24 protein-coding genes are annotated in these 22,868 nt (G+C 58.9%); 15 read left to right on the top strand and 9 right to left on the bottom strand.

Annotation, left to right across the window (positions count from 1 at the left end; translation table 11 throughout):
- Window positions 1-42: 42 nt before the first annotated feature.
- Window positions 43-1,149 (bottom strand): 23S rRNA (adenine(2503)-C(2))-methyltransferase RlmN, encoded by a 1,107-nt coding sequence (rlmN, locus tag NT179_09080; GenBank protein MCX5722166.1) that lies wholly within the window; start codon window positions 1,147-1,149, stop codon window positions 43-45.
- Window positions 1,150-1,276: 127 nt separating this feature from the next.
- On the opposite strand from rlmN, the gene NT179_09075 reads away from it, so the two are divergent.
- The 9 genes from NT179_09075 to NT179_09035 all read left to right on the top strand — a co-directional run bounded on the left by NT179_09075 (window position 1,277) and on the right by NT179_09035 (window position 10,595).
- Entirely contained in the window at window positions 1,277-3,541 is a 2,265-nt protein-coding gene (locus NT179_09075; protein MCX5722165.1) for a transglycosylase SLT domain-containing protein, read from the top strand.
- 77 nt (window positions 3,542-3,618) lie between these two features.
- Complete coding sequence (gene zapB, locus NT179_09070) at window positions 3,619-3,882, top strand: cell division protein ZapB (protein MCX5722164.1); 264 nt, start codon at window positions 3,619-3,621, stop codon at window positions 3,880-3,882.
- Window positions 3,866-4,162 carry a cell division protein ZapA gene (locus tag NT179_09065; protein ID MCX5722163.1) on the top strand — a complete coding sequence of 99 codons (297 nt, stop codon included), beginning with the start codon at window positions 3,866-3,868 and terminating at the stop codon, window positions 4,160-4,162. Before zapB ends, NT179_09065 begins: the two co-directional genes overlap by 17 nt.
- A gap of 617 nt (window positions 4,163-4,779) precedes the next feature.
- A complete protein-coding gene (gene rny / locus NT179_09060; protein MCX5722162.1) occupies window positions 4,780-6,321 on the top strand; it encodes a ribonuclease Y in 1,542 nt (513 codons plus the stop codon).
- The gene (locus tag NT179_09055) at window positions 6,318-7,097 is read left to right on the top strand and encodes a TIGR00282 family metallophosphoesterase (GenBank protein MCX5722161.1); all 780 of its coding nucleotides are present in this window, start codon (window positions 6,318-6,320) and stop codon (window positions 7,095-7,097) included. Before rny ends, NT179_09055 begins: the two co-directional genes overlap by 4 nt.
- Before the next feature lie 9 nt (window positions 7,098-7,106).
- Entirely contained in the window at window positions 7,107-8,492 is a 1,386-nt protein-coding gene (xseA, locus tag NT179_09050; protein MCX5722160.1) for an exodeoxyribonuclease VII large subunit, read from the top strand.
- 57 nt (window positions 8,493-8,549) lie between these two features.
- On the top strand, window positions 8,550-8,798 hold the full coding sequence (xseB, locus tag NT179_09045; GenBank protein MCX5722159.1) for an exodeoxyribonuclease VII small subunit: 249 nt from the start codon (window positions 8,550-8,552) through the stop codon (window positions 8,796-8,798).
- Between the two features lie 60 nt (window positions 8,799-8,858).
- Window positions 8,859-9,617: a TlyA family RNA methyltransferase gene (locus NT179_09040; GenBank protein MCX5722158.1), complete on the top strand. Its 759-nt coding sequence runs from the start codon at window positions 8,859-8,861 to the stop codon at window positions 9,615-9,617.
- A gap of 54 nt (window positions 9,618-9,671) precedes the next feature.
- Window positions 9,672-10,595 carry a GDP-mannose 4,6-dehydratase gene (locus tag NT179_09035; GenBank protein MCX5722157.1) on the top strand — a complete coding sequence of 308 codons (924 nt, stop codon included), beginning with the start codon at window positions 9,672-9,674 and terminating at the stop codon, window positions 10,593-10,595.
- 61 nt (window positions 10,596-10,656) lie between these two features.
- Here the strand turns inward: NT179_09035 and NT179_09030 are convergent, their stop codons facing one another.
- A complete protein-coding gene (locus tag NT179_09030) occupies window positions 10,657-10,977 on the bottom strand; it encodes a rhodanese-like domain-containing protein (protein MCX5722156.1) in 321 nt (106 codons plus the stop codon).
- 303 nt (window positions 10,978-11,280) lie between these two features.
- Between NT179_09030 and NT179_09025 the strand changes: the two genes are divergently transcribed.
- The 3 genes from NT179_09025 (at window position 11,281) to NT179_09015 (ending at window position 14,575) form a co-directional block, all read left to right on the top strand.
- Window positions 11,281-11,628, top strand: a complete 348-nt coding sequence (locus NT179_09025; GenBank protein ID MCX5722155.1) for a divalent-cation tolerance protein CutA — start codon at window positions 11,281-11,283, stop codon at window positions 11,626-11,628.
- Window positions 11,629-11,754: 126 nt separating this feature from the next.
- The gene (locus NT179_09020; protein MCX5722154.1) at window positions 11,755-12,780 is read left to right on the top strand and encodes a M23 family metallopeptidase; all 1,026 of its coding nucleotides are present in this window, start codon (window positions 11,755-11,757) and stop codon (window positions 12,778-12,780) included.
- 112 nt (window positions 12,781-12,892) lie between these two features.
- Window positions 12,893-14,575, top strand: a complete 1,683-nt coding sequence (locus NT179_09015) for a formate--tetrahydrofolate ligase (protein MCX5722153.1) — start codon at window positions 12,893-12,895, stop codon at window positions 14,573-14,575.
- Between the two features lie 3 nt (window positions 14,576-14,578).
- Here NT179_09015 and hflC read toward each other — a convergent pair whose 3' ends face one another.
- Window positions 14,579-15,439 carry a protease modulator HflC gene (hflC, locus tag NT179_09010; GenBank protein ID MCX5722152.1) on the bottom strand — a complete coding sequence of 287 codons (861 nt, stop codon included), beginning with the start codon at window positions 15,437-15,439 and terminating at the stop codon, window positions 14,579-14,581.
- Window positions 15,436-16,467, bottom strand: coding sequence for an FtsH protease activity modulator HflK (gene hflK / locus NT179_09005; protein MCX5722151.1), 1,032 nt, complete (start codon window positions 16,465-16,467; stop codon window positions 15,436-15,438). The genes hflC and hflK overlap by 4 nt, the downstream gene beginning before the upstream one ends.
- A gap of 128 nt (window positions 16,468-16,595) precedes the next feature.
- Here hflK and NT179_09000 point away from each other — a divergent pair, with 128 nt between their 5' ends.
- The 3 genes from NT179_09000 to NT179_08990 are packed head-to-tail and all read left to right on the top strand — an operon-like array spanning window position 16,596 to window position 18,460.
- Window positions 16,596-16,916 (top strand): metalloregulator ArsR/SmtB family transcription factor, encoded by a 321-nt coding sequence (locus NT179_09000; protein ID MCX5722150.1) that lies wholly within the window; start codon window positions 16,596-16,598, stop codon window positions 16,914-16,916.
- 51 nt (window positions 16,917-16,967) lie between these two features.
- Window positions 16,968-18,047: an ACR3 family arsenite efflux transporter gene (gene arsB, locus NT179_08995; protein ID MCX5722149.1), complete on the top strand. Its 1,080-nt coding sequence runs from the start codon at window positions 16,968-16,970 to the stop codon at window positions 18,045-18,047.
- Window positions 18,044-18,460 (top strand): arsenate reductase ArsC, encoded by a 417-nt coding sequence (locus tag NT179_08990; protein MCX5722148.1) that lies wholly within the window; start codon window positions 18,044-18,046, stop codon window positions 18,458-18,460. The genes arsB and NT179_08990 overlap by 4 nt, the downstream gene beginning before the upstream one ends.
- A 5-nt stretch (window positions 18,461-18,465) precedes the next feature.
- Here the strand turns inward: NT179_08990 and arsS are convergent, their stop codons facing one another.
- The 5 genes from arsS to NT179_08965 form a co-directional block, all read right to left on the bottom strand.
- Window positions 18,466-19,506, bottom strand: coding sequence for an arsenosugar biosynthesis radical SAM protein ArsS (gene arsS / locus NT179_08985; GenBank protein ID MCX5722147.1), 1,041 nt, complete (start codon window positions 19,504-19,506; stop codon window positions 18,466-18,468).
- A gap of 3 nt (window positions 19,507-19,509) precedes the next feature.
- Window positions 19,510-20,691: a methyltransferase domain-containing protein gene (locus NT179_08980; GenBank protein MCX5722146.1), complete on the bottom strand. Its 1,182-nt coding sequence runs from the start codon at window positions 20,689-20,691 to the stop codon at window positions 19,510-19,512.
- Between the two features lie 115 nt (window positions 20,692-20,806).
- Complete coding sequence (locus tag NT179_08975) at window positions 20,807-21,190, bottom strand: DUF2784 domain-containing protein (GenBank protein ID MCX5722145.1); 384 nt, start codon at window positions 21,188-21,190, stop codon at window positions 20,807-20,809.
- Between the two features lie 15 nt (window positions 21,191-21,205).
- The gene (locus NT179_08970; protein MCX5722144.1) at window positions 21,206-21,706 is read right to left on the bottom strand and encodes a hypothetical protein; all 501 of its coding nucleotides are present in this window, start codon (window positions 21,704-21,706) and stop codon (window positions 21,206-21,208) included.
- A 34-nt stretch (window positions 21,707-21,740) separates the two neighbouring features.
- A complete protein-coding gene (locus tag NT179_08965) occupies window positions 21,741-22,598 on the bottom strand; it encodes a methyltransferase domain-containing protein (protein MCX5722143.1) in 858 nt (285 codons plus the stop codon).
- Between the last annotated feature and the right edge of the window lie 270 nt (window positions 22,599-22,868).

The raw sequence follows: 22,868 nt of genomic DNA, 5'->3' as shown, positions 1-22,868 counted from the left end.
GAGTTCAGCCAGATCATGGTTGGGCGGCGCGCACGGTGCATGCTAGCAACGGGATTCAATTTGTGTCAAGGCGCGCCCCGCGTAGTCGGGCGAGAGATTGCCCAATTGTCCGCAGGCGCCCAGCACGTCGCGTCCGCGGCTCTTGCGGATGAAGGCATCGACGCCGGCCCGTGTGAGGATTGCCTGGAAGGCCAGCACGCTGCGATCGGTCGGCCGGCGGAAGGGATTGCCGGGAAACTCATTGAAGGGAATCAGGTTTACTTTGCAGCGGAGGCCCTTGAGCAGCTTCACTAGTCGATGGGCATCCTCGTCGCGATCGTTCACGCCGGCGAGCAACACATATTCAAACGTCAGCCGTCTGGTCGGGGCGAGCGGATAGCAGCGGCAGGCGGCCATGAGCGTTTTGAGCGAAGCGATCTGGCTGACCGCCGGCATCAACTGCTGGCGTTGCTCTTCCGTCGTGCCGTTTAAGGAGATGGCCAGATTCACACCGAGCGCTGCCACATCCTTCAATCTGGCGGCGAGCCCCGCGGTCGAGACGGTAATGCGGCGGGGCGACCAGCCCAATCCCCAGGACTTATTGATCAGGCATTGGATGGCGGTGGAGAGGGCCTCGATATTGGCCAGCGGTTCTCCCATGCCCATGAAGACGAGGTTGGTGAGTCGTTCCTCGCCGGTTAAATGGTCTTGCGCCGTGAGGACCTGATCGACGATTTCATGCGCCTTGAGGTTGCGTTTGAGTCCCATGGTGCCGGTCAGGCAGAAGCCGCAATCCAGCATGCAGCCCACCTGGGTCGAGACGCAGAGCGTGAGCCGCTCCTCGTCCGGAATCAGCACCGTTTCAATGCGGAGCCCGTCGTCCAAGGTGAGGAGGAACTTGCGCGTGCCGTCGGCTGATTCAAGTACGGTGCACTGTTGCGTGCGCGAAATCGTGGCGACGTGGGCCAGTTGCTCTCGATCTTTCTGTGAGAGATCGGTCATCTGCGTGATGCTGCCGGCGCGCCGCTGATAGAGCCAGCGCAAGATCTGACCGATCCGGTAGCGGGGCCATTCAAATTGCTGCAGAAACCGACCCAGCCCCTCTTCGGTGAGGGCCAGGAGGTTGACGGGAGGTGAACTGGATGGGGCGGCGGTTGGCTCATGCGACATGGTGCAGCCTACCACAGGCTGAAAAAGTGGAACAAGGCATAGGATTTACGCGGCTTTGCTGGCAAGAGAGCAGGGACACTGATATAAGTAGTCACAGTGGTGAGAATGACGACCGGTGCATGATCGTATGAATCAACGAACGGTGCGAAAGCTGCTCTCCGTCACGGCTCTGGGCCTCTGCTGGGCTGTGTTGTTCTCCTGGCCTGTATCCGCCGACTCCTCCTCCCTTCCTCTGCCAAGTGTCCCCGATACCTGTGAGACGGTGGAAGCCTGCTTTCAAGCAGCCGCTCTGCCGAAAGAACGGCTTGGCAAGTCGCTCAACAAAGAACAGGTCTTGTCGCTGAAGCTTGAGCGGCTCCAACGGCTGAGGAAACAATTTCCTGCCACGGTCTGGGCTGCGCGCGCAGGCTTGCTGTCCGGGGTGCTGCTCCTGGAACGGGATCCTGCCGCGGCGCTGCAGTTTCTCCGCGCGGCCCAGAACGATTCGCCGCTTTTGGATGACTATGTCCGTTTGTGGATGGGAGAGGCTTTACTGAAGCTTGGGGAGGGTAAGCAGGCAGCCGAGATGTTCGAAACCATTTCCCAGACCGCGCCGAATTCCCCGTTGGTGGTCAAGGCAGCCTATCGAGCCGGAGAAGCCTGGTATCAGACGTTGAGTTGCCGCGAAGCGACAGCCTGGATTGCCAAGGCGGTGGGGCTGAGCCAGAAGGAAGTGGAGACGCCCCTGGCGCTGCTTCGGCAGGGCGCCTGCCAGTTGCGAGAGAATAATATTCAGGAAGGCCATGAGACGCTGCGGCAGCTCTGGGTGCGGTTTGCCTTCAGTCCGGAAGCCAAAGAGGCAGAAGCGTTGCTAGCTTCGAACCTGGGCGGTGAGCCATGGGTGGTTCAGCCGAGCGAGCGGCTTGCCAGGGCGCAGGCCTATCTTGGGCAAGCCTTCCATGCTGAGGCGATTGAGGAGCTCCGGAAGTTTCTTGCGGCTGATCCCTCATCGCCTCAGCGCACCGAGGCGAAGTTGAAGCTCGGCATCGCGCAGGTCCGGCTCAAACAGTACGACCAGGCCAGAGAGACGTTTCGCGCGCTGGCGAAAGAGGGCGCAACGGAATCCTCCGAAGCCTCGGTCTGGCTCGCCCGCGTCTATCTTCGGCAGGGCCAGGGCGACAAGTTATTGGAGCTGGCTCATACGGCGGCAGGGTCGTCGCTGTCCCCGGAACAGAAGGGGCAGATCACGCTCTTTGCCGGTGTATGGCTGGAGGATCAGGGCCGTTTCGACGATGCGATTGCGCACTATCGGCAGGTGGCGAAAGTTGGAGAGCCTGCCTCTCAGCGAGCCGAGGGACAGTGGCGCGTGGGCTGGGGCTATTACCGGATGGGGCGCTATCGCGAGGCCTTCGACCAGTTGCGGGCGCTCGTGGAGCAGCATGACGGAGAGTTCGAGCCGCAAGCGCTCTATTGGATGGCGCGCGCGGCCGAGCTGAACCAGCAGCCGCAGGCTCACGATGTCTATGTGCAGCTCTGTCATCGATTTATCTATACCTATTACTGTCAGCTGGCGCGCGAACGTACCCAGATCCCGCTGCCGGAGTCCGTTGCACCGGAACCAGTGCCGGCGAGTGTCCCGGCGAACGATGGCGAGCCGGTGAATGGTGCGGCGGCAGGGGCTGTGACGACGAGAGCCGAGATCGAGCAGCAGACAGCTTATCGGCGCGCGCTTGAGCTGAAGACGCTGGGGCTGGATTCAGATGTGGCGCGAGAGGTGGCGGGGCTGATCGACCGGTATAGCCGGGAGCCGGGCCTCCTCATGGTGCTCTCGACGATGCTGAACGAGGCGGGCGCCTATCACCATGGCCTCCGGCTTGCGCGGGCCAAGTTCCGCGATCAATTGGAGCGAACCGGCGGGTCCGTCTCCCCGGCGCTCTGGCCTGTCGCCTATCCGATGGGGCTCTTGCCGACAATCAAGGGCCAGGGGGCGAAGGGTGTCGACCCCTATCTGGTGGCGGCGATCATTCGAGAGGAGAGCCAATACGATTGGCGGGCGGTGTCGCGGGTCGGGGCGATCGGCCTGATGCAGGTGATGCCGGGCACGGCCAATAATGTCGCGCAGCGACTCGGGCTGCCCGCCGTCGGGCGGGAGGACTTGTTCGATCAAGAGACCAACATTCGCATCGGCGTCCACTACGTGGAGCAGCTGCTTGAACAGTTTTCCGGGAATGTCGCGTATACCATCGCGTCCTACAATGCCGGGCCGATCGCGGTGGGGAATTGGATTACGTTGCATCGTGGACGAAGCCAGGATGAGTTCGTCGAATTGATCCCCTATCAGGAGACGCGGCAATATGTGAAACGCGTGCTGCGGAGCTATCGTGAGTATGCGCGGTTGGGCAAGACGTTCTAAGGGCCATTTCTTGACAAGATCTAGGCAAGTTTCTATAGTGCGCCACAACCTGTAGGGGCTTAAAGGGGAGCAAGGAAATGGCGCTGGATCGGCTGGACGCACTCGAAAATCGCATTAAAGATTTGGTGAAGCTCGTTCAAGAACTCAAGAAGCGGAATGCGGCGGTTGAAGCAGAATTGACGGTGGTGCGACAGCGACTTGCGGAGAAGGATGATTCGAATCGGCGCTGGGAGCAAGAGCGCGTCGATATCAAGTCTCGCATCGAAAAAGTTCTCGGCGACGTGGAGTTGTTGGAGTGCTTTGAAGAACGCAAGGAGGTGGCCATTGACGAAGACCATTGATGTGGAAATCTACGGTCAACGGTTCGCGATCCGCGGCGAGGCGGACGAGGCCTATATCCGTCGGCTCGCCAGCTTCGTGGATGGCCATATGCGCCATCTTGCGGAGGGGATGAACACCACGACCCCGTCGAAGCTTGCCGTGCTGACGGCGGTCAACCTGGCCCATCAGTTGTTCGAAGTTGAACGGAAGCGCGCGCAGGGTGAGGCGGATGTCGAGCGGCGGATGACGTCGCTCATGGAGTCCATCGAAGAGCAGGTGCCGACCTCGCTGTTCCGGTAGATTCGCCTTGCAAAGGGGAGACCCCTTTGCTATCGTCAGACGTGGATGTCGGGATGTCGCGGATGCGACGGTAGGGATACGATTAGGTCACGCTCGAACCGGTTCAGTAATCCGGGAAGATGATGCAGTCACCGCGGAATAGATGTGGGTTTTTGATGCTGGTGAAATTGAGACAGAGATCATGTGTGCAAGGGTTCGTCCTCCTCATGTATAACCTCTTGGAGATGCTGGGTAAAGTCATGGAGTATCTGCTGCCGTCCGGCAGTGCGGTGCACGGAAACAGTCTTCGGTTGCTTCCGGTTCACGCACGCAATCCTTTCATGCGGATGAGGGGGTTCCAGCGCAGAGGGACTTCGTGGGATTTGTCCTGCACGGGACGTACTCGTTCTCTCAATTCAGCACGATCTTCATCCCCGTGGAGTCCGTTCTCGGAGTAAGTCTGTCGGCCGCGTGTTGGGCGATCCTCTTCCGTATACCTATTCTTCCGCTGCGCTCCCTTCATTAGCACAGGACCGTTGACCAATCTTGTATCAAGATGAGGCTGAGGAACAGGCTGTTTCTCGTCTCGCGATTGTAGGGGGGTGAGTCAAATTTTTACCTCAATTATTGCGTATCTGTTGACAGGACTCGTTGGGGGATTGCTCGGAGTCGGGCTGTTTGAATTGATCCGCCGCTCATCGGGCGCCGCGAAGAAGGCGCAGGAAGAGGAACAGGCCCGCCAGTCGGTGCAGAATGCCCAGCGGGAAGCGGACAATATTGTCAAGGAAGCGAAGCTGGAAGCGAAAGACCTGCTGCTCCAGTCGAAGGCGGAGCTTGAGAAGGAGCAGAAGGCCAAGATGGCCGAGCTCGCCATCGTCGAGAAACGCTTGCTGCAGCGCGACGAGACCATCGAAAAACGGGTCAGCGCGATCGACAAGCGGGACAGCGATCTCCAGAAGCGGGATCTGGAGCTGGTGAAGCGGGAAGAGAAGCTGACGGTGAAGGAAGCGGCTTGCACGCGAGCGGAGAAGGAGCACTGTGAGGCGCTGGAGCGCGTCGCGGGGATGACATCCGACGAGGCGAAGAAGCAGCTCATCCATGAAATGGAAAGTCAGGCGCGGCTGGAGGCGATTGGGCTGGCCAAGCGGATCTTGGAAGAGGCGCGGGAGAATGCGGAGCGGGAAGCGCGCGAGATCATTACTTCCTCGATTCAACGGGTGGTGCGCGACTATGTCGCCGAGTCCACGATTTCCGTTGTCCAGATCCCGAACGACGCAATGAAGGGGCGGATCATCGGACGGGAAGGGCGCAATATCCGCGCAATCGAAGCCGCAACCGGGATCGATTTGATCATTGATGAAACGCCGGAAGCCGTCGTGATCTCGGGCTTCGATCCCTTGCGCCGGGAGATCGCCAAGGTGTCGCTCGAACGGTTGATGCATGACGGGCGTATCCATCCGACGCGAATCGAGGAGATCGTCGAGAAGGTCAAAGTCGATATCGACAAGCTCATGTACGAAGAAGCCGAGAAGATTATTTTCGAGTTGGGGCTCTCGGATTTCCATCCGGAATTGATCAAAGTGCTCGGCCGGCTGAAGTACCGGACCAGCTACGGGCAGAACAACCTCTACCATGCGCGCGAAGCGGCCTATATCTGCGGCATCATGGCCTCGGAGCTGGGTCTCGACGTGAAGCTGGCCAGACGGGGCGCGCTGCTGCACGACATTGGGAAAGCCGTCAGTCATGAAGAAGAAGGCCCCCATGCCATGTTGGGCGCGGAGATCGCCAAGAAGTACGGCGAGAGCGAAAAAATCATCAATGCCATTGCAGGGCACCACGAGCAAGTGGAGCCGATCTGTCCCGAGTCCGTATTGGTCGCGGCGGCGGAAGCCTTGTCTGCGGCCAGGCCGGGGGCGCGCCGGGAAGCGCTGGAGACCTACGTTAAGCGGCTGGAGAAGCTGGAGTCGCTGGCCACGGGGCTCAAAGGGGTGCAGAAGGCCTATGCCATTCAAGCGGGCCGGGAGATTCGCGTCATTGTCCGTTCGGAAGACATTACGGATACCGAGTCCTTCCAACTGTCCCGCGATCTGGCAAAAAAGATTGAGCAGGAATTGACCTATCCCGGCACGATCAGAGTGACCGTGATTCGCGAGAGCCGGTATGTGGAGTATGCTAAGTGAAGGTTCTCTTCATTGGCGATATTTTTGGAGAGCCTGGGCGCCGTGCGGTGGCCCGGGCTGTGCCCAGGCTGGTGGCGCAGCGGCAGGTTGATATCGTGATTGGCAACGGGGAAAACGCCGCCGCCGGGTTCGGCATTACGCCGGAGTTGGCGGAAGAGTTGTTCGACATGGGGCTTGCGGTTATTACGACCGGGAACCATGCTTGGGACAAGAAGGAAATTCTCGATTATTTTCCACGGGAGCCGCGCCTGCTTCGTCCGGCCAATTATCCGAGCGGTGCGCCGGGATCTGGCAGTGTGGTGGTCGAGTCAGCCGGCGGGGAACAGTTGGGCGTGCTCCAGCTGATGGGGCGGGCCTACATGCCGACGTTGGACTGTCCCTTTCAGGCAGCCAAAAAAGAGTTGGCCTCGTTGAAAAAACGAACGGCTGCCGTGATTGTCGATATGCATGCGGAAGCGACGTCGGAGAAAATGGCGATGGGACATTATCTGGACGGAGAGGTCGTCGCCGTAGTCGGGACCCATACGCATGTGCAAACGGCCGATGACCAGATTTTCCCGAAAGGGACGGCCTATATTACGGATATCGGGATGACCGGGCCGCTTCACTCCGTGATCGGGGTGAAAAAGGAACTGGCGATCGAAAAGTTTCTGACCGGGATGCCCCGGCGCTTTGAAGTAGCCTCCGGGCCAGCCGTGTTCTGCGCGGTCCTGATCGAGCTAGATGCGCGTCTCGGGAAGGCGCTGTCGATCGAACGCATTCGCATTATCGATTAAAGGAGTCTCATCACGAGCCCTCCCGGTTTCCCTGATCTCTTTTCTCAGCCCGCTCCCCCGAAACAGGTCTTCACGGTTTCGGAATTGACGGGGCTGCTCCGCACCTCCATCGAAGAACAATTCTCCGACATCTGGCTGGAAGGCGAGCTGTCCAATATTCGTGCGCCAGGGTCGGGTCACGTCTACTGCACCCTCAAGGACAAAACGAGCCAGATTCGCGCGGTGCTGTTCCGGTCCAGCGCGCTGAAGCTGCGCTTTGCCTTGCAAGAGGGGATGCAGGTGATCGTGCGGGGGCGGCTCACGGTCTACGAGCTGCGCGGTGAATATCAGATCGTGCTCGATACGGTGGAGCCGAAAGGCGTCGGTGCGCTGCAGCTGGCCTTCGAACAGTTGAAAGAGCGATTGGCTGCGGAGGGACTGTTCGATCAGGACAGAAAAAAGCCGATTCCGGCATTTCCCAGAACGGTGGGCGTGGTCACCTCGCCGACGGGCGCCGCCATTCGGGATATTCTGGCCGTGCTCAGGCGTCGCTGGCCGACATTGCATATCCTGATCGCTCCGGTGCAAGTCCAGGGGGAGAGCGCCGGGCGTCAAATTGCCGAAGCGCTGGCTGCCTTGAACGACTGGGGCTCCGTGGATGTCATCATCGTCGGGCGAGGCGGAGGATCGCTGGAGGATCTCTGGAGTTTCAACGAGGAGATCGTGGTGCGCGCCATTGTCGCCTCCCACGTGCCGGTGGTGTCGGCGGTCGGGCATGAAATCGATGTGACGCTGGCCGACTTCGCCGCCGATCTCCGTGCACCGACTCCGTCAGCGGCCGCCGAGGCGGTCGTTCCGGTATTGGCTGAGATCGTGGAGCGATTGCGGGAGCTGACCCTCCGTATGGGGCAGATGATGCTCCGGCATTGCGCGTTCGAGCGGCAGAGGTTGGATGCCGGTATTCGCGGGGTGACGGATGTGCGGTTCCGTCTCCAGGATGCGGCGCAACGGACCGATGACATGGTGGATCGGTTGCGCGAGTTGCTTCAGCGCGTGTTGACCTCCGGGCGTGAACGGGTGCATGAGGCGCAGCGGGATCTCTCCGGCCTCAATCCCATTCTCACGATCAAGCAGGGGCTGGCGACGGTTCCGCAATTCTCGAAGCGTCTCGAAGGGCAGATGGGAACGATCTTGGCGCAGCATCGTCACCGGATCCATGCGTTGCTGGCGCAGCTCAATACCCTGAGCCCCCTGGCGGTTCTTGGCCGGGGCTACAGTATTTTACAGACGGTCCCAGCTGGGCAGGTCCTCCATCGAGCGAGCGACGTGGAGGTGGGGCAGGAGCTGGAGGCGCAATTGGCCAGAGGACGATTGCATTGCAGGGTCACGCGGATCGTGGACGATTCCTCGGTTTGAAATCGAGGGGTGGTCGCGTATAATGGTTTTCTACACCTATAGATTACGAGGCATATTGTGGCAGCGGTGAAATTCGAACAGGCCATGGCGCGGTTGGAAGCGATTGTCGGTGAGTTGGAAAAAAGCGATCTTCCGCTGGACGAATCGCTCAGGATTTTCGAGGAAGGCATTCGCCTCTCGAAGAATTGCCTCAAGATTCTCGAAGAAGCCGAACATAAAGTCGAAGTGCTCGTGCAAGACAAGAACGGCAAAAAGCGCATCCATGCCTTCTCCGCAGACGACGAATCGGATGAGCCGTCCGCCTAGATTTTCTGAAAGGGGCCTCTCAGCCCGCCTCCACTCCCTAGCGTTGCGTCCCTAGTCCCTATGTCATCCACCCCTCGTATTCGCAAAGAACGGTTGGACCGTGTGCTGCTGTTGCAGGGCCTGGTGCCCAGCCGTGAGGCTGCGGCCAGAGCGGTGTTGGCGGGCGGAGTCTCGGTGGATGGGATGATGGTAGACAAGCCGGCGAAGCTGGTGCCGCTGGATGCGCGAATCGAAGTCGTGCAGCCCGCATTGTTCGTCAGCCGATCGGGCGACAAATTAGCGGCGGCGCTGGATGCCTTTCAGATTGATCCCAGCGGGACGATTGGCCTGGATGTCGGCTGTTCGACCGGCGGATTCACCGACTGTTTGTTGCAGCGGGGCGCGACCAAGATCTATGCCGTCGATGTGGGGTATGGGCAGTTCGAATGGAAGCTGCGGCAGGATTCGCGTGTTGTCTTGCTCGAACGGACCAATATTCGGTATGTTGACCGTACAACGGTCCCTGAGCCGATCGACTTAGCTGTGATCGACGTCTCCTTTATTTCCCTGACCCTGGTTTTGCCTGCCGTTGTCGGTCTCCTCAATCGTTTCGCAACGGTTGTGGCGCTCGTGAAGCCCCAGTTTGAAGTCGGCAAGGGGCAGGTGGGGCGAGGGGGAATCGTGCGGGACGATGCGCAGCGCGAAGCGGTGACGGAGAAGGTCATTGCTTGCGCGACGCAGTTGGGGCTTCAGCTAAAAGGTGTGCTCGATTCTCCCGTGATCGGGCGAAAAGGCAATCGTGAGATCCTGGTCGGGTTTACGCGCGTGATGACAGCATGACCGGGCCTGGGGCGGAGCGATGATGGTGACGATGCATTGGCGATGGAGGCAGGCATGAAGGTACTGGTGACGGGCGGAGCCGGTTTTATCGGCTCGCATGTGGTCGATCGCTTGCTCCAGGAAGGGCATGAGGTTGTGATCGTGGATAATCTGTCCACGGGAAAGCGGAGAAACCTCAATCGCGCCGCTCGCTTCTGTAAGATGGATATTCAGAGTTGGCGGCTTGAAGGCGTGTTTCGCAACGAACGGCCCAATGTCGTCATGCACCTTGCGGCGCAGATGGATGTCCGTAAATCGGTGGAAGATCCGGTCTTCGATGCCCAGGTGAATGTGTTGGGGATGTTGAATGTGTTGCGGCAGGCCGTCAGGCACGGAGTGCGGAAGGTGGTGTTTTCGTCTTCCGGCGGAGCGATCTACGGAGAGCAGGATGTCTATCCTGCCCCTGAGTCCCATCCCACGCGGCCCCTGTCTCCCTACGGCATCAGCAAGCTATGCGGGGAGCAATATCTCTCCTACTACCAACGAGTGAGCGGGCTTCAGGTGGTGAATCTGCGCTATGCCAATGTGTATGGGCCGCGTCAGGATCCTGATGGAGAGGCCGGTGTCATCGCGATCTTCATTCAGAAGCTGCTGAATAACGAGCAAGCGATCATTCACGGCAATGGGCGCCAAACCAGAGACTTCGTCTATGTCGAGGATGTGGTGGAGGCCAATCTTGCGGTGATGGGTCAGGACACGCAAGGCACCTACAATGTTGGGACGGGGCAAGAAACCTCGATCAACGATTTGATGCGGCTGCTCATCACGCACACGAACTCAACCAGCAAGGAAGTGCATGGGCCGGCCAAGAAGGGCGAGCAGGCGCGGAGCGTGATCGATCCCAGCAAGATCCGTCAAGAATTGTCCTGGGAGCCCAGAACCGAACTCAGTGAAGGGCTTAAGCTCACCGTCGACTATTTCCGCGAGCGTATGGGCTAGTTACGATCGCGTGGGCGGGAGGGAGCGGAACGCATGGACCGCCCATCCAGACGGAGCAGGCCTAGTATCGAGGGACGGTTCCATCGACCTGAGTCGACCAGGCGTCGATTCCTCCCACCAAATTCTTCACATTTGGGAACCCCTGTTGAAGCAGGAAGTTCGTCGCATCGGCGCTTCTCATGCCATGGTGGCAGATGGCAATAATTTCCGAATCGTGGTTCAGCTTGGCCAGCGATTGCGGAAGGGTTCCGAGTGGAATCAGGATCGAACCGTCTATCTTTGCGAGCGAATATTCCCAATCCTCACGCACATCCACCAGGACCAGCTTGTCGCCCTTGTCGAGTCGCGCTTTCAGTTCTTTCGGGGAAATGGCAAAACCCATTGAGTGGCCTCCTTATCTACGGGCATCATATGCGAGGGGAGAAAAGGCTGTCAATGAACTGATCGCCGTCTTGACTCAGCAATCAGAATATCGAGATCTAACCTGTGCATTTTTTGTCATGCATGTACCAGTGAGTAGCTGTTCCGATCTGTTCCGGCATCTATCGGAGCAGTGATCATGGTCGCATATACGCTTAATAGCTTGATAAATATAAGTAATTAGCATCGCGCCATGGTCTAGCCCGGGAATTGCTCTAGTACCAGGTCACGGGCGACAGCCAGTGCGACGCGGAAAGGCTCTTTCATGGCTACGCCACGTTTGAAGACAGCGTCCAGGCAAGTGCTGGTTATCCTGGTTACGGCGGCAAACCAAAAAGAGGCAGCCAAGATTGCCAATGCGATGGTGAGCGCCAACCTGGCGGCCTGCGCGAATATTGTTCCGGCGATTCAATCGATCTATCGCTGGAAGGGGAAGATTGTGAAAGGGCGGGAAATTCTCATCATCTTGAAGTCGACGAAAGCTCGGTATCCAGCCCTTGAACAGGCGATCAAGAAACTGCATTCCTATGAGACTCCCGAGATTATCGCACTGTCCGTTAGTGCAGGGCTTGATCGATATCTAGCATGGGTTGCCGATGAGACCTACAACTAATTGTGGTGCCTGGCCATATTTCGGTCTCAAGGAGAGTAAAGGTTGACCGAAGTGCCCTGGATAGGTACACTTGTTGAGTGCTCTCAAGGACGTAGAGGAGCCCCGCTCTGATAGGGGGTAGAAATTATGGGACAAGGAAACGGTACAGAAAATAACGACGCCTATACCGTCGTGATCTTTCGGGGCTCAACGGCTAAGCCGTTGCGGTTCAGCTTTTCCCGCAAAGCTATTCGTAAGATATTGATTGGATTGTCTATTCTTGTGTTGGCGGATGCGCTCGTTATTTCGCATTATGTGATCAGAACCAATGAAGTCTGGGAGCTTGCCGGGTTCCGCGCTGAGGCGATGAGTTCGCGGGAGCAGACGGCAGCCTTCTCGACGGCCGTTGACGACCTGAAGAAGCGTTTGACGAGCATGAAGGAGGTCAATCAACGCCTCCGGGTCATGCTGGGTATTGAAGCCCCTAAGACAGGGGACATGGTAAATGGGCGAGGCGGTGAAGACGTTCCCCTTCCAGAGGGCAATGTCATGCCTGCCATTGAAAAGACTCAGAAAAGTGACGCCAGCAGCCTGATCCCAGGCTCTACTGAAGCAGCCCATGCGGCTGATAGCCTCCTGGCCGGTTCGAATGGCCTCACTGAGGAGGAGATGATCGCCTCGATCAAGAATAGTATCGAATGGCTATCAAAAGAAGCGACGGTGCAGGAGCAGTTCCTTCAAGAGTTGTCCCTGGCTGCCGAGCAGAAGTCTTCTCGCTGGGCCGCTACTCCCTCCATTTGGCCCGTAAAGGGCTGGGTGACCTCCGGGTTTGGTCCGCGAGTGTCTCCCTTTACGGAAAAGCCGGCCTGGCATGACGGGCTGGATATCGGAGCTGCTGCCAATGCGCCGGTCCAGGCTCCCGCCCAAGGGCGCGTGACCATGGTCGGGTTTGACCCGAAGCTGGGCAATCTCGTGAAGCTGGACCACGGATTCGGTATCGAAACCCTCTATGGCCACTTGGCCAAGTCGTTAGTCAAAGAGGGGCAGCGCGTGAAGCGCGGGGAAGTCGTGGGTTTAGTCGGCAGCAGCGGGCTTGCTACAGGGCCCCATCTGCACTACATGGTCAAGGTCTATGGCCAGACGCTGGACCCGGTCAAGTACATCCTCGAATAGTTCGTTCGGCCTTCCTTTTCCTTCTCCCTCTCCCTCCCATCCTGACCCTCCTCGGTTCTCATGCTATACTGCCGCGGCATGACGGTATAGCGATCCTATTCGTACTCAATCTATGACAGACATTGAGATCAACCGATCCGTGAAGGCTCGTCCTATTCAGGATATCGCCGACCAGCTTGGTATCCTGGCTAGCGAGCTGCTGCCCTACGGAAGGCTGAAGGCAAAAGTCTCGCTGGATGTGCTTGAGCGGCTCAAATCGGCGCGCCTTGGCCGGTATGTGCTCGTGACCGCCATCAATCCGACTCCGCTCGGAGAAGGCAAAACGACTACGTCTATTGGGCTTGCCATGGGCCTTTCCCGCCTCGGCCATCGAACGGCCGTGACGCTTAGGCAGCCCTCGTTGGGGCCAGTGTTCGGGATCAAAGGCGGAGGAACGGGGGGAGGGAGAGCGCAAGTCCTTCCCATGGAAGAGATCAATCTTCATTTGACCGGCGATGCCCATGCCGTGTCCGCCAGCCACAATCTCCTCTCGGCCTTTGTCGATAATCACCTGTTTCATGGAAATGGACTGCAGATAGATCCGAATCGGATCACCTGGCCCAGGACTTTGGGGATCAGCGATCGGTCGCTCCGGCAGGTTTCGCTGGGTGAGGGGACGGCAGGTCGCACAGGCCAGTTTGTGATTACGGAAGCCTCGGAAGTCATGGCGATGCTGGCCTTGGCTTCGAGTCAGGCCGACTTGCGCCGCAGGCTCGGGCAGATCATCGTCGGGTTCACGACGGGTGGCAAGGCCGTGCGGGCAGAAGAGCTGGGCTGTGCCGGGTCTATGGCCGTTTTGCTCAGAGACGCGCCGTTGCCGAATTTAGTGCAGACGCTGGAGGGCACGCCGGCCTTCGTGCATACGGGCCCGTTTGGCAATATTGCTCATGGGAACTGTTCAATTATTTCCGATGCCATCGCCCTACGTTGTGCCGACTATGTCGTGACGGAGGCTGGATTCGGCAGCGATCTCGGGGCGGAGAAGTTCTTTAACATCAAGTGCCGCCTCTCAGGATTCAAGCCAGCGGTGGCCGTGGTTGTGGCGACCCTCCGAGCCCTCAAGCTTCACGGTGGCGGAGGAACGGTCAAGGCCGGTGTCCCGCTTCCGGCAGGGTTGACCGGGCCGAATCAGGAGGCTTTGGTCAAGGGTTTTGCGAACTTGGAGCAGCACATCGCGAACGTGAAGGCCCATGGAGTGCCGGTGGTTGTGGCGGTCAATGCGTTTGTGGATGATCCGGTGGCTGAGCTGGAATGGGTTCGCGAGAGGTCCAGAGAGGTTGGCGCGGTGGATGCTGCGGTCTCAACCCATTGGGCCGATGGAGGCAAGGGGGCGGAAGCCCTCGCGCAGGCTGTGGCCAGGGCTACAGAGCAACCATCATCGTTCAGGCATCTCTATGACGTGGCCTGGCCGATCAAGAAGAAGATTCAGACCATTGCGACAGAGATCTATGGAGCTTCGGGCGTATCGTTCGACCCAGCAGCCGAGCGGGATATCGAGGTGGCGGAGCAGCTTGGACTGGATCAGTTGCCCATCTGCATGGCCAAGACGCCGTTATCCTTGTCGCACGATCCTGCCTTGAAGGGGCGCCCAACCGGGTTTACGCTGCCGATCAAGGAAGTGCGAATGCTGGCAGGGGCCGGCTTCCTCACCGCAGTCTGTTCCGGCATTCAACTCATGCCGGGACTGCCCAAGAAGCCGGCAGGGGAACGGATCGGCATCGATCCAGCCACGGGCGAGGTTGTGGGGCTGTCCTGACCGCTAGCGATGCTTCAGATAGTGGAAGAACTCTGAATCAGGGCTGACCACCATGGTGGACTTGTCTTTGAACGTCTTCTTGTAGGCTTCCATCGAACGGGTAAATTCAAAGAAGTGAGGGTCCTGCCGGTAGGCGTCCGCATAGACCTTAAAGGCTTTCGCATCCCCGGCGCCACGCAGTTCTTCCGATTCCTTGTAGGCCTGAGCCAGAATAATTTCGCGGTCTTTTTCCGCCTCTGAACGGATTTTCTGCGCTTCCTCAGCCCCTTCCGCCCGGTATTGCTTCGCCTGCCGTTCCCGCTCGGCTTGCATTCTGGCAAACACGGCCTTTTCGTTCTGCTCTGGCAGGTCGGCGCGTTTGATCCTCACATCCTGAATTTCGATCCCGTAGGCGGAGGCCTTCTCATTCGACCGTTGGGTCACGATGGTCATGAGCTCGGCTCGGCCCGTCGCGACGATTTCCAGCAGGTCATGGCGCCCGAGTTCGACCCGGAGCTCGGAATAGATAATGTCGTGCAGCCGTTGGAGCGCGCCCCGCTGGCTTTGAAAGTTCTGATACACCTTCAAGGGGTCGACAATCCGCCATTTGGCGTAGTTGTCCAGCAGCAGGGTCTTCTTGTCCTGCGTGATCACATCTTGGGGGTCCGAGTCATAGTCCAGCAGGCGTTTGTCGAAGTAGGTGACTTCTTGAATGAACGGCACCTTCGCGTAGAGCCCCGGCTCCGTAAGGTTGCGAACCGGCTTGCCGAGCTGGACGACGATCGCATTCTGGGTGATGTCCACGATGAAGAGCGGCGAGGCTCCCAGGAGAAACAACCCCATGACGACCGCCAGCATGGCAATGATGAATCCCTGCTTGGTCATGGTTTTGGCTCCTCAGCGGCGCTGGATTTGGCTTTGAGCCGTTCAAGCGGCAGGTAGGGCAGCACGCGATCGCCCGCTTTGCCGTCAATGATAATTTTTTCCATGTTCGGCAGGATTTCTTCCATGGTTTCGATGTAGAGCCGCTTGCTGATGATGTCTTTGGCCTGATTGTATTCTTTCAGGGTCGCCACGAAACGGTTGGCCTCGCCCTGGGCGCGGTTCAGCCTGGCCTGGGCATAGCCCTTGGCCTGGTTCACCACCTGAGCGGCTTCGCCTTTGGCTTTCGGCAGAATGTCGTTGCGATAGCTCTGTGACTGGTTGATCAGCTTCTCCCGATCTTCCTTGGCATTGGTCACATCTTTGAAGGCCGCCGCCACCGCTTCCGGAGGATCGACATCTTGCAGTTGAATGGCGGCGATTTGGACGCCGCCCTGATACTGGTCGAGAATGGACTGGAGGAGCACCATGGTGTCCTGCTGGATCTGGGCTTTGCCGGTCGTCAAGGCCTCGTCGATCTTGCTCTTGCCGACCACTTCCCGCATGGAGGCTTCGGCCGCTTTGCCGATCGTCTCATGGATCTCCGCGACACTAAAGAGATAGTTCGCAGAGCCTTTAATCTTATATTGCACGATGAACTCGATGGCCAGGATGTTCATGTCGCCGGTGAGCATCAGGGCTTCCTGCGCTAACATTTGCTGGCGGCCCTGCCGATCGGTCCGGAACCCGATCTCGATCCGATGGAGCTTTTCGACTTTCGGCTGCAGGACCGACTCGATGAGAGGAATTTTCACATGGGGGCCAGGTCCCACGGTGCGGACCGGGGTGCCGAATCGTTTGACGACACCTTCTTCGTCCGGGCTCACGATGAACGCGCTCTGCCAGGTGAGAAAAATTAACAGCGCGGCCATGGCAAGGTTTCTGATGCCGCTTGAGGGCATCAGGTTCTTGAACTGCGATTGAGCCTGCCGGAGGACATCCTCGAGCGGGTCGCTCTTCTTGCTCCAGGGATCTTTGGGGTCATATACCATGCGATGTAGTCATCCGAAAATAAAGGGTGAAGCTGCTGTAGCCAAGCCAGACTAGCAGACTGCCAGAAGCGACGCAATCGGGATTCTCGCCGGTTGACCCATCATGAATTCTTGATGTATAAGAAACGATGCCTACCTTGTCGGGGAAGAACCGGGCCAAGACCGCCGAACTATGCCACGCGCTGGCAGACGAGACCAGGCTGGACATTCTCGACCAGCTGAAGGACGGCGAACGTTGCGTCTGCGAGCTGACCGATGCCCTGCAGGCCGGGCAATCGCGGCTGTCGTTTCACCTGAAAGTCCTAAAAGATGCAGGCTTGATTCAGGATCGTCCCGAGGGCCGCTGGATCTATTACGCCATCAATGCCGATGCGGTTGCGGAGCTTGAAGAGCTGGTGGCGTCGCTCAGGGTCATGAGGAAGAAGGGCCGCTCCGATCCCCGCTGCTGACTTTTTTTATTCGATGAATCAATAATTCTTGATGGTTTACTTGGAGGGATCATGGAAGCCACGCCGCCGGCAGTCGAGAAGAAACTGAATCCCTTTGAACGGTACCTGACCCTCTGGGTATCGCTCTGCATGGTTGTTGGCGTGCTGCTCGGGCAGGCGGCTCCCGGCCTTGTCCAGACCTTGCGGGAGATGGAGTTCGGCCAGGGCAGCCATATCAACCTGCCAATCGCGCTGCTCATCTGGCTCATGATCGTGCCGATGATGATGAAGGTCGATTTCGCCTCGATTCGCCATGTCGGAACTCGCCCGACCGGATTGTTCATTACCCTGTTCGTCAATTGGGTGGTTAAACCCTTCTCGATGGCGTTCTTTGCCTGGCTCTTCTTCCGTATCGTCTTTGCTGCCTGGATCACGCCAGCCGAAGCCGATCAATATATCGCCGGGGCGATCATTCTGGCCGCAGCCCCCTGCACGGCGATGGTGTTCGTCTGGAGCTATCTGACGGACGGTGATCCCGCCTATACGCTGGTCCAGGTGTCGGTAAACGATCTCATCATGCTCGTGTTGTTTGTGCCGATTGTCGGTCTGCTGGTGAGCGGCGCCTCGTCCCTGTCCGTGCCCTATGATGTCTTGTTCTATTCGGTCCTGGCCTTCATCGTGATTCCTCTGGCGATCGGGTGGGGGCTCCGGGCCTGGCTCGTGCGGCAACAGGGGCAGTTGTGGCTGGAAGAGGTGCTGTTGCCGCGATTCGCTCCGGTCACCATCTCGGCCCTGCTCCTCACCTTGGTCTTCATCTTTGCCTTCCAGGCCCAGAACATTATGGGCAAGACGGTGCATGTCGTATTGATCGCGGTGCCGATTTTGTTCCAGGTTTATATGAATTCTTCATTGGCCTATGGGCTCATGTACCGGTTTCATGTGCCCTATGAAATCGCGGCGCCTGGTGCCTTGATCGGGGCCAGTAACTTTTTCGAATTGGCGGTGGCGACCGCCATTGCGCTGTTCGGCCCCGAATCGGGAGCGGCGTTGGTCACGGTGGTGGGGGTGCTGGTGGAGGTGCCGGTCATGTTGTCGGTCTGCGGCATCTGCAACAGAACGAGACATTGGTTCAGGCGTGAGGTGGTGGCATGAAACAGTCGGTCCTCTTCCTCTGCACGGGCAATTCGGCGCGCAGCCAAATGGCAGAAGGCTGGTTGAGGCATCTGGCTGGTGACCGCTACGAGGTCTTCAGCGCGGGAACCAAGCCGGTCGGTCTGAATCCTGGATCGGTTGAGGCCATGGCTGAAGTCGGGATCGACATTGCACAGCATCGATCCAAACATGTCGAGGAATATGCGGCGCAGCCCCTCGACTATGTGGTGACGGTCTGCGATCGGGCCAAAGAAACCTGTCCCCTCTGGCCAGGCAAGACGACATTGATCCATTGGAGTTTCGATGACCCGGCAGCAATTGCAGACGTGGAGGGCCGCCGCCTCGTCTTTCGCCGCGTCCGCGACGAGATCGCCTCGGCCATTCGGCAGTTTCTGGCCGATCGAGAGCAGTAGCGGGATTACACCGTGACAGCCCCGCCGCAAGACGAACCGGCCCCGGCAGTGCAGCCGTAGCAATGGTTGTTTGTGACGATCTGGCGCTGGGCGAGTTGAACCGGGTCGAAGTCTCGGATATGGGCCAGCGCCGTCTGGTTAACCGGTAGATCCAGCATCTGGTTGAAGTCGCAGTCGTAGAGTCTGCCATCCCAACTCACTGAAATTATGTGACGGCACATCACGTTGGCCGCGGCAACGGGATTGAAGGCGTTGGCCAACCGTTCCATATACTGCTCGTAGTTGCCGCTCTCCAGGAGAAACTCAAGAAACCGGCTGATCGGCATGTTGGTGATCGTATAGAGGTGGTTGAACGAGACTCCCTGCCGAGCCAGAAGTTCTTTCCGGAACTGTGCTTCGATGGCCTCCTGCTTCGGCGGAAGAAAGGCCCCTGTCGGATTGTAGACGAGATTCAACGAGAGCCCGCTGTCAGGCTGGCCATAGCCAAGCCGATTGAGCAGCCGCAGGGCTTCGATCGATTTTTCAAAGATGCCTTCTCCTCGCTGCGCGTCGGTTTGCCCCGCTTGATAGGAGGGGAGCGAGGCGACCACTTCCACGCGATGTCTAGCCAGGAACTCGCCCAGATCCGCCTGTGACGGAAGCAGCAGCACGGAGAGGTTGCAGCGATCCAGCACATGCCGACCGAGGGAATGAGCCTGCTCGACCAGCCAGCGGAAGTTGGGATTCAGTTCCGGCGCTCCGCCCGTGATATCGACGGTAGGAATATCGGTCTTCGCGAGAGCCCTGATGCATTGCTCCGCCGTTTCGAGGGACATGCTTTCGGTCCGGTCCGGTCCCGCATCGACATGGCAGTGCCGACAGGTCTGATTGCAGAGCTTGCCGACATTGATTTGAAAGACCGTGATCCCGGTGGCGCGGAGGGGGAGCAGGCCGACTCGATCGAGTTGTGACTCGAAGGGGGGACAGCTCGTGGTCTCCCTGAGAATCTTCAATTGTTCCGTGGGGGAGGCGAGGGGATTCTGTTGTCCCAGCAGGGTCAGAGCCATGCCTCAGCAGCAGCTCCCATCTGGTGCGCAGGTCACAGCTTCACCGCTGACGCTCCGGCCCGCGCGATTGATGATCGCGAAATGGGGTTCATAGCCTGTTGTCGCTAATACGGCGAGTGTCTTGTCGCAAATCTCCACCGGTTCACCCCGGCGATAGAGATGGTGATCGTCGTCGGCTGCTTCGGCGAAGGGCCCTGCGAGCAGGGCGAAGTGCCCTTGCCAGAGGCAGGAGGCCTCTGGCGGACAAACCGCAGTCCATCGGCCATCGGTTTGATCCAGCCTGACCTGGTCGGGGGACAGGACAAAGTGCGCAGCCAACGGAGCCAGGCTTAAGAGGCCGACAACGTCCGGCGTGATCGGCTGGGGTACGCCTCGGAAATAGGTCGTGCCCAGTTCATCGACCACCCGGCTGAAGGGTCCGCGGAGCGTGGCATAACGAACAGGTGAGACCGGCGCCTCGGCGGGAAGTTTATAGCCGGTTAAGGTGACGGAGAAGAAGTGAATGCCGTCGATCACCTGCCAGGGCGAGGACGTGATCAGGTGAATGCCCAGGAAGCCGGCTCCCGCCAGCCCCGCGATATAGTCTGCGAGCGTCAGGGCCCCGGAGAGGCAGTCGCCCCATTTTTCCGTATCATGGATTAAATATTGCGGCACCGGTTGATCTGCCACGATATCGGAGATCGTGAACCTCCCGCCCGACTTGGCCACGCGAAACATTTCCCGGAAGACCCTCCGTTTATCCGGCGCCAGGTTGATCACGCAATTGGAGATGATCAAATCGACCGTCCCCTCCTCCACCGGCATCGCATCCGCCATCCCTTTGCGAAACTCGACGTTGGACAGAGGATAGCCAAGATTGGCCGCGACGAGGGGGGCATTCTTTCTGGCGATGGCCAGCATTGTGTCGGTCATGTCGATCCCGATGACGTGGCCGGTGGGGCCGACGAGCCGGGAGGCTTCGAAACAATCGATCCCGCCGCCGGACCCGATGTCCAGCACGGTTTCTCCCTGGGAGACGGTCTTCAGCCCGGCCGGCGTTCCGCAGCCATAGGAAATCTTGAGGACCTCTTCGGGGATGAAGGATTGGAGATTGGCCATATCGTAACTGGTCGGGCAACACATCTGTTCGCCCGTCGACGCGGCCTTGGCATAACGATCGCTGACTTTTTGGGTAATCTCATCCATTGGCATAGAATCCTCACAATCGAATGAACATGCGCGGACCCGTTCCTCTATCAAGACCGGACAACCAGGTCAATATCTCTTTATACCGCAGGTCTGCCGAACAAGATGAATCGTCCTACTTCGCGCCTCGCGTTGTCTTCACGCTGGTGCGGTGCCAGAGCCAGCCATAGATCGCGAGGTTCACCGCCAAGACCAGCATCCCGAGTAGAATCTGAATCTCCCTCGTGAGGCCGGAGGGATAGAGCGCCGGCAGGAGATATTGTACCAGGGAGTCGGAACGAGAGGAGGCTTCTCCTGCCTGCGCGCGCAGCCAATGTTCCAGCGGCGTGAGGGGACAGATCCAGCCGGTGAATTCGACGACCGCGCCCCAGGTTGCAGCAGGCAGGTGCAGCCAGGCGATCCAGCGCCACTTCAGCACGAGCAGCCCGCCGAACAGGACGAAGGCCACGAATGCCAGGTGAACAATGAGGGTCAGATTGGCTAGGAGGGGGTACATCATGGGCTTTCGCCGTGGCTAGTCCGGAGGGAGTTTCGCGGGATTCAGTTCCAATAATCGGTGGCGGCCGTTGGCCACATGTTCGACTTTGAAGAGGCGATGCCCGACGTGGATGGTGGCGGCCATCACGGTGCCATTGATATAGAAAATAAAGTCCCCGTGATCGCTGTGTTTGAGGAGCCCTCGCACCACGGCTGAGTCGTTGCTGCGGGAGATGGTGGAGTCGATCGCCAACTCATAGCGGAGACCATTGAAGAGTTCGATGAAGAGGGGAGTGTGTGGCCTGGCCGCCGCATCTTTCAGGGTCAGCAGCGATGGGAGGTTCAAGGCGATGGCCCGGTCGTGGATGATCCAGGGCTTCCGCGGGAGGGGCGCCTGTTCGGGCGCGTTCTGCCACAGAGTCGCAGGCAGGCGCGGCACATCGGCCCAGGCAGTCTGAGAGGACAGACAGGCGATCAATCCTGCCAGGAGCCAGCGCCGGACTAGCGAACCGCTGAATAGGGGGAATGCGCGAGTCACAACGCAGCCTACCATAGTTTCGGGCCGGAGTTGTTCACAGAGGTTTGCGTGCCGCGACCATGCGGGCTGCGAAGGGGAATGCCAGGGCTGTGCCTCTCCGATATTCCTCGGCTGCGGCAACGATCTTCTGCTCGGCTTCTCGCTGTTGCTGCGGCGTCAGTTGCGCCAGGAGATTCTGGATTGGCGCGGCAATGTCCATCAGGCTTCGATAGTAGTCCTCCGCCGAAGGGTAGGACCATTCGGCGAGAAACTCCTGCTCCATGAGGTCTGTCAGGCCGGCCTGTTGCAGCATACCGGCGAGATCGCCAGGCTTGGCGAGCCGGAAAATGCCTGGGGCGCTCTGGTCCGGCTGCGGCAGGTCGAGGAACTGCTTGATCACGTTCATGGGCAGGAGGAGGGAGGGATTTTTGTCCGGCGCGGACCAGACTGCTGCGGCGAGCCAGCCGCCCGGTTTCAGGACCCGCGCAATCTCTGCGGCGGTCTTGGGAATGTGAGGGAGAAACATCAAACAGAAGCGGCTGGTCACCGCGTCGAACGAACCGGCTCCGAACGGAAGCGTCGTCACATCTCCGGCGTGAAAGGTCACGTTTGCCAGACCGAGCGTTTTCGCTTTGCGGCCTGCGACAGCCAGCATGGATTCGGCCACGTCGATGCCGATCACGCTGCCTTGCGGTCCGACGACCTGCGCGGCGAGCAGGGCCGGATAGCCGGTGCCGGACCCGAGATCGAGCACATGCTGACCGGCTCGCAGCCGCGCATCCGCGACGAGCCGGTGATTGAGGCAGGCCAGGTTCTGCTCGAAGAAGTGGTCCCACTTCTCCCAGCCACCGGCCACACGATTCCAATCCTGACGTTGGGCTTCGATGATCTGTTGCGCGGTCGGTGGGGGCATCAGGATTCCTCCTTGCCTGCGTGAACGGTTCAGGGGCTGTCGAGGCACCCTTCCCAGGACGGTCATCGTAGCGGGACCAGCGAAGCGAATCAACGTGGCAAGGCTCCACGGGTCTGCATGTCTAGGGCAAGAGGAGTCCTTTGCGCAGGTTGCTCAAAAAGGCTGTTTTGGGCGTTCGTGAAATGTGAAACGTAAAACGTGAAAGGTTTCGGAGGAAGAAAGGCCTGCCTCCCCACGTTTCACCTTTCACGTCTTACCTTTCACGATTTG

The sequence above is a fragment of the Nitrospirota bacterium genome (assembly GCA_026387665.1).
GTDB lineage: Bacteria > Nitrospirota > Nitrospiria > Nitrospirales > Nitrospiraceae > Palsa-1315.
Note: the sequence above shows the minus strand (reverse complement) of the source record. Positions and strands in the feature narration are given on the sequence as shown.